17 protein-coding genes, 1 tRNA gene and 1 pseudogene are annotated in these 14640 nt (G+C 70.6%); 13 read left to right on the forward strand and 6 right to left on the reverse strand.

Features of this window, described 5'->3' with window-relative positions; translation table 11 throughout:
* Window positions 1-98: 98 nt before the first annotated feature.
* Window positions 99-290 (forward strand): hypothetical protein, encoded by a 192-nt coding sequence (locus tag IEX47_RS03560; protein WP_188782574.1) that lies wholly within the window; start codon window positions 99-101, stop codon window positions 288-290.
* Window positions 291-372: 82 nt separating this feature from the next.
* On the opposite strand, the gene IEX47_RS03565 is transcribed toward IEX47_RS03560, so the two are convergent.
* Window positions 373-1044 (reverse strand): potassium channel family protein, encoded by a 672-nt coding sequence (locus tag IEX47_RS03565; protein WP_188782877.1) that lies wholly within the window; start codon window positions 1042-1044, stop codon window positions 373-375.
* A gap of 101 nt (window positions 1045-1145) precedes the next feature.
* Between IEX47_RS03565 and IEX47_RS03570 the strand changes: the two genes are divergently transcribed.
* The 4 genes from IEX47_RS03570 to IEX47_RS03585 all read left to right on the forward strand — a co-directional run bounded on the left by IEX47_RS03570 (window position 1146) and on the right by IEX47_RS03585 (window position 4189).
* Window positions 1146-1934, forward strand: coding sequence for an enoyl-CoA hydratase/isomerase family protein (locus tag IEX47_RS03570; protein WP_188782575.1), 789 nt, complete (start codon window positions 1146-1148; stop codon window positions 1932-1934).
* Between the two features lie 80 nt (window positions 1935-2014).
* Window positions 2015-2332: a hypothetical protein gene (locus IEX47_RS03575; protein WP_229662589.1), complete on the forward strand. Its 318-nt coding sequence runs from the start codon at window positions 2015-2017 to the stop codon at window positions 2330-2332.
* Between the two features lie 133 nt (window positions 2333-2465).
* The gene (locus tag IEX47_RS03580; RefSeq protein ID WP_229662590.1) at window positions 2466-3233 is read left to right on the forward strand and encodes an electron transfer flavoprotein subunit beta/FixA family protein; all 768 of its coding nucleotides are present in this window, start codon (window positions 2466-2468) and stop codon (window positions 3231-3233) included.
* An 11-nt stretch (window positions 3234-3244) separates the two neighbouring features.
* Window positions 3245-4189, forward strand: coding sequence for an electron transfer flavoprotein subunit alpha/FixB family protein (locus IEX47_RS03585; RefSeq protein WP_188782577.1), 945 nt, complete (start codon window positions 3245-3247; stop codon window positions 4187-4189).
* 94 nt (window positions 4190-4283) lie between these two features.
* Here IEX47_RS03585 and IEX47_RS03590 read toward each other — a convergent pair whose 3' ends face one another.
* The 4 genes from IEX47_RS03590 to IEX47_RS03605 form a co-directional block, all read right to left on the reverse strand.
* On the reverse strand, window positions 4284-5657 hold the full coding sequence (locus tag IEX47_RS03590; RefSeq protein ID WP_188782578.1) for a toxic anion resistance protein: 1374 nt from the start codon (window positions 5655-5657) through the stop codon (window positions 4284-4286).
* On the reverse strand, window positions 5654-6724 hold the full coding sequence (locus IEX47_RS03595; RefSeq protein WP_188782579.1) for a hypothetical protein: 1071 nt from the start codon (window positions 6722-6724) through the stop codon (window positions 5654-5656). The genes IEX47_RS03590 and IEX47_RS03595 overlap by 4 nt, the downstream gene beginning before the upstream one ends.
* A 1-nt stretch (window position 6725) precedes the next feature.
* Window positions 6726-8534 carry a substrate-binding and vWA domain-containing protein gene (locus IEX47_RS03600; protein ID WP_229662591.1) on the reverse strand — a complete coding sequence of 603 codons (1809 nt, stop codon included), beginning with the start codon at window positions 8532-8534 and terminating at the stop codon, window positions 6726-6728.
* 61 nt (window positions 8535-8595) lie between these two features.
* Window positions 8596-9102 (reverse strand): SGNH/GDSL hydrolase family protein, encoded by a 507-nt coding sequence (locus IEX47_RS03605; RefSeq protein ID WP_188782580.1) that lies wholly within the window; start codon window positions 9100-9102, stop codon window positions 8596-8598.
* 58 nt (window positions 9103-9160) lie between these two features.
* On the opposite strand from IEX47_RS03605, the gene IEX47_RS03610 reads away from it, so the two are divergent.
* The 8 genes from IEX47_RS03610 (at window position 9161) to IEX47_RS03645 (ending at window position 14224) form a co-directional block, all read left to right on the forward strand.
* Window positions 9161-10411 carry a glutamate-5-semialdehyde dehydrogenase gene (locus IEX47_RS03610; RefSeq protein WP_229662592.1) on the forward strand — a complete coding sequence of 417 codons (1251 nt, stop codon included), beginning with the start codon at window positions 9161-9163 and terminating at the stop codon, window positions 10409-10411.
* A 34-nt stretch (window positions 10412-10445) separates the two neighbouring features.
* Window positions 10446-10922, forward strand: coding sequence for a hypothetical protein (locus IEX47_RS03615; RefSeq protein WP_188782582.1), 477 nt, complete (start codon window positions 10446-10448; stop codon window positions 10920-10922).
* A gap of 53 nt (window positions 10923-10975) precedes the next feature.
* A complete protein-coding gene (locus IEX47_RS03620) occupies window positions 10976-11134 on the forward strand; it encodes a hypothetical protein (protein ID WP_188782583.1) in 159 nt (52 codons plus the stop codon).
* A gap of 4 nt (window positions 11135-11138) precedes the next feature.
* Window positions 11139-11768: a nicotinate-nucleotide adenylyltransferase gene (gene nadD, locus IEX47_RS03625; RefSeq protein ID WP_268238934.1), complete on the forward strand. Its 630-nt coding sequence runs from the start codon at window positions 11139-11141 to the stop codon at window positions 11766-11768.
* Entirely contained in the window at window positions 11765-12148 is a 384-nt protein-coding gene (rsfS, locus tag IEX47_RS03630; protein ID WP_188782585.1) for a ribosome silencing factor, read from the forward strand. Before nadD ends, rsfS begins: the two co-directional genes overlap by 4 nt.
* Window positions 12149-12165: 17 nt before the next feature.
* On the forward strand, window positions 12166-12852 hold the full coding sequence (locus IEX47_RS03635; protein WP_188782586.1) for a histidine phosphatase family protein: 687 nt from the start codon (window positions 12166-12168) through the stop codon (window positions 12850-12852).
* 41 nt (window positions 12853-12893) lie between these two features.
* Window positions 12894-12966: transfer RNA gene (locus tag IEX47_RS03640), tRNA-Ala, on the forward strand.
* 217 nt (window positions 12967-13183) lie between these two features.
* On the forward strand, window positions 13184-14224 hold the full coding sequence (locus IEX47_RS03645) for a tyrosine-type recombinase/integrase (RefSeq protein WP_188782587.1): 1041 nt from the start codon (window positions 13184-13186) through the stop codon (window positions 14222-14224).
* 87 nt (window positions 14225-14311) lie between these two features.
* On the opposite strand, the pseudogene IEX47_RS03650 reads toward IEX47_RS03645, so the two are convergent.
* A pseudogene (locus IEX47_RS03650) lies at window positions 14312-14524 on the reverse strand (IS3 family transposase); the annotation flags it as partial.
* Window positions 14525-14640: the final 116 nt, after the last annotated feature.

Raw genomic sequence — 14640 nt, forward strand, 5'->3', positions numbered from 1 at the left:
TGGAAGATGTGCCGGATTTGCGTCATGGTTCTGTTGCTGCACCGTTTCGTCAGCACAGGTGCAAGCACGTTCTCGGGAACTGAGTGGAAGGTCTGACCATGGAAGCGCTTCTCGTGCTGCTCGGTCTCTCGGGCATCGTTGCCCTCGGCGTCGGTGTCTCCCTGCGCAACCGCCAGATTCATGCAGAGCACTGGCTCTGGAAGAAGCAGCGCCTGGCGCGCAGTCGCTTCCTGCTCACCGGCGGTAGCGCCCTGACTGCCGTCAGCGCCGTCGCCTTCTTCCTGGTCTGACCCTCGCCGCCCGGCCCTCGCCGCCCGGCCCTCGTCGCCCGGCCCTCGTCGCCCGGCCCTCGCCGCCTGGGCCTGACGCCCGCTACCGGCGGGGGCGCAGCGTCAGCGCCGTGACCCGCGCGACCACCATCGCCAGGTAGAGCATGCCGGCGATCTGCTCGAGCATGACGAACGACCGCGCGTGCGGCGTGACCGGCACGATGTCCGACAGCCCCGTGCTGGTCAGCGTCGTCACCGACAGGAAGAGCAGGTCCATCCAGGTCCGTGCCGAGTCGGAGTCGACCGCTGCGATGAACGAGCCCGGCCAGAAGACCTGCACGGCGACGTACAGGTAGGCGAAGGCCCAGGCCACCACGGTGAAGGTCGCGCCGGTCGCCCACAGCTCGTCGGTCGTGACGACGTCGTCGCCGAACATGTACCTGATCAACGCCCAGGCCGTGTAGGCGTAGAACGCCGCATGCACCAGCCCCGAGGTGGCGACCACGACGTGGTTGCCCGGCTGGAGCGCCTCGAGCACGGTGAGCGCCACGACCGGGATGCCGAGCAGGATCGCCACCCAGGTCAGCGCCGGCGTCAGCCGCACGGCGCGCACTGCCAGAGTCAGCACCACGAGGCCGAAGAGGCCGAAGACCGCGCGACCGATCGGCTGGTCGCCGAGGTAGGGGTAGACCAGCAGGCCGAGGAGTTGGACGGCGAGCAGGACGCCGCACGGGTTTCGCCGCAGGGTGCGGACGTGCTGGTCGAGGTCGGTCATCGTGCTCACGTGGTCACCGTAGGCCAGCGCCGGGAAGGGACGGCAGAATGCCGGCGTACGACGGCGTGTGCCGTCCCGCCAGCGATGAGGAGTGCAGCCTGATGGGCGAGTTCGTGAACCTGACCGTGTCCGACGAGGCGCCGGGCGTCGGTGTGATCCGGCTGGACCGCCCGAAGATGAACGCGATCAGCCTCCAGGTGCAGGCCGAGCTCAAGGTCGCGTGCGCCGAGGCGGCCGAGCGCGACGACGTCCGCGCTGTTGTCGTCTGGGGCGGCGAGCGGCTCTTCGCGGCCGGCAACGACGTCGCCGAGATGGCGGAGATGTCCTACGCCGACATGGTGAAGGCGACCCGCGGCGTGAGCGAGGCCGCGACCGCGATCGCGAGCATCCCCAAGCCCGTGGTCGCCGCCGTCACCGGCTACGCGCTCGGTGGCGGCTGCGAGCTGACGCTGGCCGCCGACATCCGCATCGCCGGCGAGAACGCCACCTTCGGCCAGCCCGAGGTCCTGCTTGGCATCATCCCCGGCGCCGGTGGCACGCAGCGCCTCCCGCGCCTGATCGGCCCGTCGAAGGCCAAGGACCTCATCTTCACGGGCCGGTTCGTCAAGGCCGACGAGGCGCTCGCGATCGGCCTGGTCGACAAGGTCGTCCCCGCCGACCAGGTGTACGCCGAGGCCGTGGCCTGGGCATCGCAGTTCACCAAGGCCGCGGCGCTCGCGATCCGTGCTGCGAAGGAGTGCATCGACCGTGGCCTCGAGGTGGACCTCGGCACGGGCCTCTCGATCGAGCAGCAGCAGTTCGCGTCGGTCTTCGCCACCGAGGACCGCACGACCGGCATGGCGTCGTTCCTCGAGCACGGCCCGGGCAAGGCCGAGTTCGCCGGGCGCTGAATCCCGGCGCCGCGGCCCGCTGCGCGGCGTACTCTCGGCTACCGTTCGACGACGGCTCCATCTACGAAGGAGGAGGGCCTGTGGGCCTCTCGATGACGCTCCCGCAGATCCGCATCCGTGCGGCCCAGCTGCTCTGGTTCCTGTGCGTGGTCTTCGCCCTGTTCCTGGCGCTGGGAGCACTCACGTTCGCGCTGTCGGCCAACGACGCCAACGGCCTCGTGTCGTTCGTGCGTGACGTGGCCGGCTGGGTCGACCTCGGGGTCTTCAGCCGCGACAACGGCATCAAGGAGTTCACCGGTGACAACGCGGACGTCAAGAACGCGCTGTTCAACTGGGGGATCGGTGCCATCTTCTGGCTGCTGCTCGGCCGGATCCTCGACCGCGTGGTCCGGGGCTGACGCTGCCGGCCTGTGAGGCATCGCACGATGGACGCCGGTACCGCGGCGCCATGACTCGCCAGTAACATCACGATCAAATCCGACTGCACAGGAGGGGCCCCCGGGCCACACCACCATGAACATTGTTGTCTGTGTGAAGCACGTGCCGGACGCCACGGCCGACCGGAAGTTCGAGAGCGACAACACCGTCGACCGCGTGGGGGTCGACGGCCTCCTCTCGGAGCTCGACGAGTACGCCGTGGAGCAGGCGCTCCAGCTGGCCGAGAAGAACGAGGGCTCGGAGGTGACCGCGCTCTGCATCGGTCCCGCGGGCGCTGCTGACGCGGTCCGCAAGGCGCTGCAGATGGGTGCCGACAAGGGCGTCCACATCGTCGACGACGCGATCGCCGGCTCGGACGCGCTGGCCACCTCGCTGGTGCTGGCCGAGGCGATCAAGAAGATCGGCTCGCCTGACATCGTCATCACCGGCATGGCGTCGACCGACGCGGGCACCTCGCTCGTCCCGGCCGCGCTGGCCGAGCGCCTGGGCCTGCCGCAGGTCACGTTCGCCTCGGTCGTCGAGACCCAGGGCGACCAGATCCGCGCGAAGCGTGACGGCGACGCCGCCACCGAGGTCATCGGCGCCACCCTGCCGGTCGTCCTCTCGGTCACCGACCAGACCGGCGAGCCGCGCTACCCGTCGTTCAAGGGCATCATGGCCGCCAAGAAGAAGCCGCTCGACACCTGGTCGCTCGGCGACCTCGGCGTCGACGCCGGCCAGGTCGGTCTCTCGGTCGCCTGGACCCAGGTCGAGGACACCGCTGCCCGCCCGCCGCGCACTGCCGGCGAGATCGTCAAGGACGAGGACGGCTCGGGCGCCAAGGCGCTCGCCGACTTCCTCGCTTCCAAGAAGTTCATCTGAGGAGTCTGACCATGGCTGAGATTCTGGTTCTCGTCGACCACGTCGACGGTGCTGTCCGCAAGACCACCAACGAGCTCCTCACGATCGCGCGCCGTCTCGGCGAGCCGTCGGCCGTCTTCATCGGCTCGGGCGCTGCCCCGGTCGAGGCGCTGGCCAAGTTCGGTGCCGAGAAGGTCTACGTCGTCAACGACGCCGAGATCAAGGGCTACCTCGTCGCCCCCAAGGCCGAGGTGCTGCAGCAGGTCGCCGCCCAGGCCAACCCGGGCGCGATCCTGATCTCCTCGTCCGCCGAGGGCAAGGAGATCGCGGCTCGCCTGGCGATCAAGCTCGAGTCGGGTGTCATCACCGACGCCGTCGACGTCGACGCCAACGGCGTGACCACGCAGTCGGTCTTCGCGGGCAACTACACCGTGCAGGCGAAGGTCACCAAGGGCACCCCGATCATCACGGTCAAGCCCAACGCTGCCGCCCCGGAGGAGGTCGCCGGTGCCGGCGCCGTCGTCGACACCGCGGTGACGATCTCCGACGCCGCGAAGTCCGCCACCATCGTCGCGTCGCAGCCGCGTCAGGCGACCGGTCGTCCCGAGCTCACCGAGGCCGCCATCGTGGTCTCCGGTGGTCGTGGCACCGGCGGTGACTTCACCGCGGTCGAGGCCCTGGCCGACGAGCTCGGTGCCGCTGTCGGCGCCTCGCGTGCCGCCGTCGACTCCGGCTGGAAGCCGCACACGTTCCAGGTCGGCCAGACCGGCAAGGTCGTGTCGCCCCAGCTCTACGTCGCCAACGGCATCTCCGGTGCGATCCAGCACCGCGCCGGCATGCAGACGTCGAAGACGATCGTCGCGGTCAACAAGGACGAGGAGGCGCCGATCTTCGAGCTCGTCGACTTCGGTGTCGTGGGTGACCTGCACACCGTCCTCCCGGCGCTGACCAACGAGATCAAGACGCGCAAGGGCTGAACCAGCCCCTGACGTCACGACGCCCCGGCGCCCTCCTCGGAGGGGCCGGGGCGTCCTGCATTTCGCCGAGGCGGCGAAGGGAGTGGGTCCGTCCTCAGGACTCGACGCCGAGGGAGCCGAGGATGTCCTTCTCCGGCAGGGGAGCGGACTCGACGGCGCCGGGGGCGGTGGCGGCGACGGCGTTCGCGACGAGCTGCCGACGCGAGTCGGTGAACGTCGTACGGATCGTGCCCTCGCCCTGCTCGAGCGCCTTGAGGTTGCGCGCCCGCACCTCGCGGCCCCACTTGTCGGCGGCGACCAGTCCGTCGCACTGCACCTTGATCGAGTCGATGATCGACCAGATCGTGTCCTCGTCGATGAGCGGGGTCTGCGACGCCTTCGCGGTCTCGGTGACCGCCTGGCCGGTGGCCTCGAAGGCTCCCTTGACCAGGTCGTTGACACCGGCCTGCACGGCCGAGCCCATCTCGGCACCTTCCTTGGCGAGCGCGGCCTGCTGCCACATCGCCAGCGACGTACGGGCCGAGGGGAGGCCCATCGTGCGGAAGACCTGGCAGCGCCGCTGCATGGTCGCGGAGACGAGGATCAGGTTGCGGATCGACGGCGCCTGCGCGTAGCCGAGGAAGAACTGCTGGCGCCAGTCGAACCAGGTCTTCTCGATCTCGCTGCTGGCGGTGGCGAGCTGGCCGTGGAGCTCACGCAGCTCGTTGACGGTCATCGTCTTGTCCTTGTACGTCACCTTGCCCATGTCGCCGAGCACCTCGGCGCCCTTGAGCGCCGTGTCGGCCTCCGCGAAGTCCGCGCGTACGACGTCGTTGATCTGCTCGAGGGCGGCGAGCACGGCGACGACGTCCTGCAGGGTGCCGGTGATGTTCTTGTGGAGCTGCTGGCCGCGGGTGACGTTGTCGGCGAGCCGCAGCTCCATCTCCTTCAGCTTCGCCTCGGCGATGTCGATCTTGTCGGCGATCGGCTTCGCCTCGCGCACCAGCGTCTTCAGGCTGTACGACGCCCCGCGGAGGAAGTCGACGACCTTCTTGACGGCGTTCTCGACCTTCTCGTTGCGGTACTTCTTCTGGAAGCCGTCCATCTCGCGGAGCAGGTCGTTGACCATGTCCTCGGCCGGCGGCACCGTGATGTCGCGCTGCGCCTCGAGAAGCTGCGAGCTGGAGGCGTTGAGCTTGGTCAGCACCGGCTCGCCGAAGCGGATGATCGCCTGGAAGTCCTGGACCATCTGCGCGGCGACACCGGGCGCGTTGCGCTCGAGGTCGGCGCGCTGCTCGTCGGTCAGCAGCGAGCGGAACTGGAACGTCGCCTCGGCCGGCGCGGACGCAGCGGCGTCCTCGGGCGTGACCTTCTCGAGGGCCGACTCCAGCACCGAGGGCGGCTCGGGGTTGGACTCCGGAGCGCCGAGGAGCTCCTTGAAGCTGACGCCCGGGAGGGCCGGAGGCGTGGGCGAGGCGGGGTTGCTCATGACGGCTGGTCCTTCGGGGGCTCGATCGGCGTGGGGTCGTTCTGGTGGGTGTAGATGTCCTTGACGGTGGCGTCCATCGAGCCGACGAGCGACTCGAGCGCGACCTTGAACTCGAGGTCCTGGCTGGCGTTGACCTGCCGGATGTTCGCGACGAGCTGGTCGTCGGTCGCCCGGACCGCCTCCTCGACCTCGGCGCGGCGCCGGTCGGCGTCCTCCCACAGGCGCGGGTTGCGCAGGATGTCGAGGTAGTAGTCGTCGCCGAGCGCCCGCTCGAGCTTGGTCAGCACGTCGACGTACTCGATCGACGCGATGCGGACCTGCTGCTCGGTGCCGGTGCGGCGGATCCGGCGGAAGAGCTGGCCGATGTTGGCGCGGATCGACTGCAGCCGGGCGGAGACCGCGGGGGAGAGCTCGCTGCCGTGGTTGCGCTGGAGCGCGTCGAGGCGGAGCAGCACGTTGCGCAGCTCCTCCGGAACGTCGCGGGCCGGGGCCTGCGTGCCACCCGCCCGCATCCGGCGTACGACGAGCGCAGCGAACGCCGCCGCCGCGAGCAGGCCGAGCGTGCCACCCGCGACACCGACGACCGTGCCGGCACCGGCACCGGCACCGGCACCGGCACCGGCACCGGCACCGGCGCCGCCGTCGCCCGACGACGAGGCGACCGAGCCGGTGTGCCAGTCACGTGCCTCGAGCGTGGCCAGCACGGCTGACCCGCCGTCGTCGTGGCCATGGCCGTTGAGGTCGGTGGCGAGCGCGGTGGCCTCCGCGGAGTCGTGGGCGGCGACGCCGTAGGAGTCGGACGAGCCGTCGATGACGACGATCACCGCGTCGTAGCCGCTGGACCTCGCGAGCACCTGCGAGGCGAGGCTCGAGGCGCTGAAGGTCTGCGTCGCGAGGTCGGGCAGCACGACCACGCCGACGTGGTCCTCCGCGGCGGCAGACTCCACGTCGCCGGACGACGAGAGGCTCGAGCCGGGGTCGACGTACAGCGCGGAGGTGGTCAGGCCGTTGCTCGCGTCGCCGACGTAGTCGACGGAGCTGGTGAGGGGGAGGGCAGGCAGGCGCATGTCAGAAGTTGTTGATGACGGAGGCGAAGACCGCGTCGATGCGGGCCGCGTCGGAGGCGTCGAAGGACTGGCCCCCCGAGGCCCGGGCGATGCGGGCCAGGACCGACTTGTCGGCGTCGTCGCTGTAGACGATCGTGAAGATCCGGACCGGCGTCGCGGCGGCGCCCTCCTTGGCGGACTGGTTGATCTTCACCAGCAGGGAGTCGAGGCTGCGGGTCGAGTCGGTGTCCTCGCCGTCGGAGAGCACGACGATCGCGTTGATCCGGCCCGGCTCGGCGCGCTTGACCATGTAGTCGTAGGCCTTGTCGATCGCGTCGTAGAGCGGCGTGCCGCCACGACGGGCGTGGGACAGGTCGGAGATCTGGCCGGAGAGCTTCTCGCTCCCGCTGCCCAGCGGCCCGAACGGGTGCACCGGCACGACGTCCTTGCCCAGGGCGCTCTGGACGTCGGTGGTGAACGCCCACACGCCGATCTCGTCGGTCGGGCGGAAGTGCGACAGGGTGCTGGTGGCGCCGTCGATCGCCCCGTCGAGGCGGGTGCGACCGTCGCTGATCTTGGTGTCCATGCTGCCGGAGACGTCGATCAGCTCGAGGACCGCCGACGGCTTGCGGATCTGCAGCCACTGGTCGATCGCCGCCGAGACGACGTTCGGCGACGGCTTGGGCAGGGTGATCTTCGGCTGCGACGGGTCGATGCCGACGCTGCCGTTGAGGTCCTTGCTCACGTCGACGCCGGACATCACCGGACGGAAGCCGTAGTGCGGCAGCGTCTCCTGGGCCTCGCGGGTCTGCAGGAACTTCACGAACGCCGCGCCCGCGGCCTTCTCGTCGGCCGTCACCCACGGCTCGTCGAGAACGACCGCCGGGTTGTCGGACCACATCGATCCGCCCGACGGGTAGACCGCGACGAGCTTCTCGCGCGGCGGCACCAGCTGCTCGCCCGGCTGCACCGTGTGGCTGTCGGGGTTGCCCTTGTTGTAGTTGAAGAGCGAGGTCTCCTCGAGCGCCACCGCCGAGACGTACGCCGACCCGCCGCTGCCCTGGGAGCCGTCGTACAGCGTCTTGAGCACGGCGCCGGTGGTGTCGCCGTAGTGGATCGCGCCGGACTCGAAGGTCCGCGAGAACTCCTTCGCCCTCGCCACGTCACCAGGCGTCAGGTCCTTGGTCTTGCCGCTGGCGGCGTAGGCCTGCATCAGGATCGTGGAGAGGCCGGTCGTCGAGGTGTTGGGGTTGGTCTTGGCGATCTTGAACGTGCCCCACAGCGGCTTGCCGACGCTCGCCCAGCCACGCGGGTCGGCGACGAGCTTCGCGATGTCCTGGAGGCTGACCGGCTTCTTCGGGTAGCCCAGCGCCTGCGCCATCGACGCCGGGACGCCGAGCACGACCGGCGTCCGGGCGAAGGAGGTGGCGCCGCGCACCCCGTCGTTGCCGGCGGCCTCGACCCGGTCGGTCCAGACCGTCGAGGCGGGGGACCAGATCGTCGGCCAGTAGGCCTTGTCGTCGAGCGGCCAGCTGTCCGGGTCGGCGCTGAGGATCTTGGCGCCGTTGCCGGAGGAGACGTTGATCGGCGTGATCGTCGCGCACGTCGACAGGCCGTCGTGGAGCGACGACTTCTTGAACTCGTCGCCGAGCTTCTGGATCAGGTTGACCTTCTCCGACGACGTGGCGACCACGACCTGCGTGCAGCCGTCGTCGGGCAGCGCGCCGCCCGACGAGCGGGAGGAGCTGCCCCCGTCCGAGGTGCAGGCCGCAGCGAGCAGCGCGGTGGTGGCGAGGAGGGCGGCCGCGGCCGACCTGCGCGGGTTCAGCAAGGGGGCCTCCGAGGTGGTGACGACCGACGCTGATGACCCTAGTACGCGCACCACACCCGAGTCAGGGAATGTCGGTGGCCCGCGCCAGGGCGGGCAGCAGCACGTCGTACGCCGCGGGGGTGAGGTGGAAGCCGTCCTCCACGAACGCCGCGGGCCCGAGAGGTGCCAGCAGCGCGGGGGTGTCGAGCACCCGACCACCCGCCGCCTCGACCAGGGAGGCTGCCGCTGCGGCGTACTCCGCCAGGCGGGCGTTGCTCCAGCCCGCAACACGGGCGTCGAGGCAGCCCGGGCTGGTCATCAGCACGACGGGCGTGGCGCCTGCCCATGCGAGCAGCCAGGCGATGCCGCCGGTGAACTCGGCCAGGGGCACCGCACGCCAGCCGGCGTCGTTGGTGCCCACCGACACCACCACCACGTCGTACGCCGCGGGGTCGAGGCCGGCGACCTGGCCGGGCAGGTCGGTCGCGACGGCGCCGCCGACGGCGACCGAGGTGGACCCGGGCGTGATCGACCAGCCATCGCGGGCGGGCCGTGCCAGGTGGCTGTCTCCGGTGATCAGCACGCGCATGCCTGCACCCTACGGACGCGGCGGAAAGGCTGATGACGGCGCCCGTAGGATTTCTCCCGTGAGCATCGAGCAGGACGTCCAGGCAGCAGCACTCCGCGCCCGCGAGGCCAGCCACGAGCTGGCCGTCGCCACCCGCGCCACCAAGGACGCGGCCCTGCTCGCGATGGCCGACGCGCTGGTCGCGGAGGCGCCGCAGGTGCTCAAGGCCAACGCCGACGACGTCGCGCGCGCCGAGGCCGGGGGCACCCCGCCCAACATCATCGACCGCCTCCGCCTGAGCGAGGAGCGCATCGCGGACATGGCCGACGGCCTCCGCATGGTCGCCGGCCTGGCCGACCCGGTCGGGGAGGTCGTCCGGGGGAGCACCCTGGCCAACGGCCTCGAGCTGCGGCAGGTGCGGGTGCCGTTCGGCGTGGTCGGGATGATCTACGAGGCGCGCCCCAACGTCACCGCCGACGCCGCCGGCATCTGCCTGAAGTCGGGCAACGCGGTGCTGCTGCGCGGCTCCGGCTCCGCGGCGTCGTCCAACGCGGCGATCGTGGAGGTGCTGCGCGACGCGGTCGCCGGCGCAGGCCTGCCAGCCGACGCGATCCAGCTCGTCTCCGCGGAGAGCCACGACTCGGTCAAGGCGCTCATGCAGGCGCGCGGCCTCGTCGACGTGCTCATCCCGCGCGGCGGCGCCGGCCTGATCAACGCCGTCGTCACCGAGTCGATCGTCCCCGTCATCGAGACCGGCATCGGCATCTGCCACGTCTACGTCGACGCGGCCGCCGATCTCGACAAGGCCCTGGCGATCGTCCTCAACTCCAAGACCCACCGCACCTCGGTCTGCAACTCCGCCGAGTCGCTCCTCGTCCACGAGGCGATCGCCGACGACTTCCTGCCGACGGTCATCGAGGCGCTGCAGGGCGCCGGCGTCACGATCCACGGGGACGACCGCTTCCAGGAGTACGACGGCGTCACCGCGGCCACCGACGACGACTACGGCACGGAGTACCTCGCGCTCGAGATCTCCGCCCGCGTCGTCGGCGACCTCGAGGACGCCATCGGCCACATCCGCCGCTACTCCAGCGGCCACACCGACGCGATCGTCACGGAGGACCAGCGGGCGGCCCGTCGCTTCGCCGCGGCCGTCGACTCCGCGGCCGTGATGGTCAACGCGTCGACGCGGTTCACCGACGGCGGCGAGTTCGGCTTCGGCGCCGAGATCGGCATCTCCACGCAGAAGCTGCACGCCCGCGGGCCCATGGGGCTGCCCGAGATGACCTCCACCAAGTACGTCGTCACCGGCGACGGCCACATTCGCTGACACGTCACCCTTCGACGAGGTAGCGTCCGCACCCGTGAAGGCGATCCTGGGCACGCTCGGCTACTCGATCCTGGGTTCGGTGATCCCGCTCTTCAACGTCGAGGTCTACCTCGTCGGCATCACCACGCTGATCCCGGACTCGGCGATCATCCCGGTCGCGATCGCGGCCGGCGCGGGCCAGGCCGCCGGCAAGGTGGTCTGGTACCACGGGTCGCTGCGGAGCATGAGCATGCCGTGGCTGCAGAAGCGGCTCGAGACTCCCAAGTTCAAGACCCGCTACGAGCGCTGGGAGAAGGTCGTCAATGGCCACCCGCTGGCAGCAGCCGGGCTGACCTTCGCGTCCGGGCTCATCGGTGTGCCCCCGCTCCTGGTGATGGGCGTGCTCGGCGGAGCGCTGCGGATGAACCAGGTGATCTTCTTCGGCGCGATCTTCGTGGGCCGTGCACTGCAGTCGTGGGCGATCCTCGCCGGCTTCGCCTCGCTCCTCGACCTGACCTCGGTGGGCCACTGACGTCACACGGGCGGTGACACACGCAGCGGCGGCCGACCGGTATCGTGTCCGCCATGCTGAGCACCCTCGTCCTCGTCCTGGCCGCCACCGCTGAGAAGGCGGAGGAGTCGGCCGGCGCCACGCCGTACTACATCGGTGGCACCGCCCTGGGCATCCTGTTCCTCTCGCTGCTCCTCGTCGTCGCCTTCGGCGGCGGCCGCGACCACAGCTGAGCGCGTGACTCCGCGCCGCCGCGTGGGGGTCATGGGGGGCACGTTCGACCCCATCCACCATGGCCACCTCGTGGCGGCCAGTGAGGTCCTCGCGTGGTTCGACCTCGACGAGGTCGTCTTCGTCCCCACGGGAGCGCCGTGGCAGAAGACGCGCGAGCACGGGCGCGAGGTCAGCCCGGCCGAGCACCGCTACCTGATGACGGTGATCGCCACGGCGGCCAACCCGAGGTTCCGGGTGTCGCGGGTCGACATCGACCGCAAGGGTCCGACGTACACGATCGACACGCTGCGCGACCTGGCCGCGGAGATGCCCGAGGCGGACCTCTACTTCATCACCGGCGCTGACGCGCTGGCCAACATCTTCACCTGGCGTGACGTCGCCGAGCTCTTCGAGCTGGCGCGCTTCGTCGGGTGCACCCGGCCCGGTTACGACATGGATCCGGCGATGATCGCCGACATCCCGTCCGACCGGGTCTCCATCGTGGAGATCCCCGCCCTGGCGATCTCCTCGACCGATTGCCGCGAGCGCACCGAGCGCGGCGAGCCGATCTGGTACCTCGTGCCGGACGGCGTCGTGCAGTACGTCGCCAAGCACCGGCTCTACCTCACAACCCCCGAAGGGGACACCGCATGACCGCCCACGAAGAGTCCGTCCGCCTGCTCACCGTCGCCGCGCGCGCCGCTGCCGACAAGAAGGCGTCCGAGATCCGCGCGTACGACGTCAGCGAGGCGGTCGGCATCACCGACGCCTACCTCCTGGCCACCGGCAAGAACGAGCCGCAGGTCAAGGCGATCGTCGAGGAGATCGAGGACAAGCTCCGCGAGGACGGCGGCCACAAGCCGATCCGCCGCGAGGGCGACAAGGAGGGCCGCTGGGTCCTGCTCGACTTCGGCGACATCGTGATCCACGTGCAGCACGAGGAGGAGCGCGAGTACTACGCGCTCGAGCGCCTCTGGCGCGACAGCCCCCTCATCGAGCTGCCGAAGGACCTGCACGGTCCCGCTGACGCCTGATCGCTGATCGACGGCTGATGAGCGCGCAGCACATGCCCGGCGCCGCCTCCGGATCGGTGAGGCGGCTCGTGGTGCTGCGCCACGGCCGCACCGCGTGGAACGCCGAGGGGCGCGCGCAGGGCCACTCCGACGTCGAGCTCGACGCCGCCGGCCACGCGGAGGCGGCTGCGGCCGCCCCCTGGGTCGCGCGCTACCGCCCGGTCGCCCTGTGGTCCTCCGACCTCGCCCGCGCGCGCCAGACCGCGGCGTACGTCGGGAAGGAGAGCGGCCTCGACCCCGTGCACGACGAGCGGCTGCGCGAGTTCGCGCTGGGGGAGCGGACCGGGCTCACCAATGAGGAGTTCGCCGCGCGCTTCCCTGAGCAGGCCGCTGCCCTGCGTGACGGACGCTGGGACCCGCTGCCCGGCATGGAGACGTCCGAGCAGCTCGCCGCGCGCGTCTCGGCCGCCCTGGTCGACCTCGCCGCGAGCATCGAGCCGGGGGAGACCGCGGTCGCCGTCGCGCACGGCGGCGCGATCAAGGTGGGCGTCTCCGCGCTGCTCGGCTGGAGCGCCGAGACCGCCCAGGCGCTGCGCCATCCGGTCAACTGCGGATGGGCCCTGCTGGAGCACGAGACGGTCGATTCAGGTGCCCGTTGGCGGCTCGCTGCCTGGAATCTGTCCGCCCCGGACCCCGATTTCACATCTGCTGGGGGAGTTCGCTAAAGTTCTCGTCGTTGCCCGGGAGACCGGACGACAACCCACCTGGGGGTGTGGCGCAGCTGGTAGCGCACCTGCATGGCATGCAGGGGGTCAGGGGTTCGAGTCCCCTCACCTCCACAGGAAGAACTGCTGGTCAAGTCCTGGATACAGGACCTGACCAGCAGTTTCTGTTTCTGGCCTCGGAGGTGCCGCGGAGCCCGTCCGGAAGGCGCCGCATGCCAACCTTGCAGAAATTCACAGATTTTTGCCCCGACCCGTGGACCAGCCGGGAACCCGAACGACGTGGGGACGGCGGGGGAGCGCGACGCTGGTGGAGCCGCCGCTACCACCGGGGATGACCACCCCTGATCCCGTCCTGCCGCAGGCAGCACGCGCCGCCTCCGCGGCGTCCGCCTTCACCTTCGACCCGCTCGAGCTCGCCCGGATCGCCGCCGCCCTCGAGGCCGACGTCGCGCCGTCCACCCGCAAGGTCTACAACTCGGTGTGGCACCAGTGGACACGATGGTGCGACCAGCGCGGGATCCCGGCGCTGCCCGCCTCCCCGGAGTCCATCGCCGTCTACCTCACCGAGCGCGCAGCCGCCGGCGCCCGGTGGGGCACGCTCCGGCTCGCCTGCTCAGCCATCGCCTACGAGCACCGCTGCGCCGACCTGCCCAACCCGATGAACGACCCCACCCTGCGACGCATCCAACGCGGCCTGTGCCGCACCCTCGGCACCGCCGCCGTCCGCCCGGCCCACCCCCTCACAATGGAGGAGGTACGTCGCATCGTCGCCGGCCTCGACCCGACCCAGCTCGCCCCGGCACGGGACCGGGCCCTGATCCTGTTCGGCTATGCCTCCGCGCTGCGCTCCAGCGAACTCGCCGCACTTCGCTACGAGGACCTCACCCCCGAGACCGACGGCCTCCTCGTCACCATCCGCCGCTCCAAGACCGACCCCTACGGCCACGGCCAGGTCATCGGCGTCGCCTACGGCACACACCCACAGACCGACCCCATCGGCGCACTCGCCACCTGGACCCGGCTGCGCGGCCTCGGCGGCTTCGGCCGCGCAGACCGACGCGGCCGCGGCACCGGCCACGGCTGGGTCTTCCCGCAGCTCACCTCATCCGGCGCTCCACTGAACCGGCCCCTCTCACCCACAGGCATCAGCCGTGCCCTGCAGCGCCGCGCCGCCGACGCCGGCCTCGGCCACCTCCAGATCAGCGGCCACTCGCTGCGGGCCGGCCACGCCACCACCGCCGCCAGCAACGGCGCCTCCCTGGACCGCATCGCCGCCCAGACCCGACACCGCCAGATCACCACCCTGCTCGAGCACTACGTCCGACCCGCCCAGGCACTGAGCCGCAGCACCAGCCGCGACCTCGGCCTGTGACGAGCCAGTCGCTGCCCGCGCGCTCCTGCCGGGGCCTGGTGAACGATCAGGGGACTGATTTCTACGCTGCCTGATCGGCGGTCTTGCTCAGATGAGCTCGAACTCCACGGGGGTCAATTGCCGGAGCCGGGTTTGGCGTCTGCGGCGGTGGTAGGTCCGCTCGGTCCACGCCGCGATCGCGATCCGCGGCTCCTCGCGGGTCTCCCACCGACGGCGGTTGAGGATGTTGTTCTGCAGCAACGCGAAGAACGACTCCATGGCCGCCTTGTCGCCGGCCGAATCGACCTGGCCCATCGACCCGAGCGTCTGATGGCGCCACAACGCCTGCTACAGCGTCACCCGGATCACGTCTTCCTTGAACGCCTTGGGATACCTGCCAGCCACGATGGAACATCCTTGCAGCCAGGACTCCCGTG

The sequence above is a fragment of the Nocardioides phosphati genome, assembly GCF_014646375.1.
In the GTDB taxonomy this organism is placed as follows: Bacteria; Actinomycetota; Actinomycetes; order Propionibacteriales; family Nocardioidaceae; genus Nocardioides; species Nocardioides phosphati.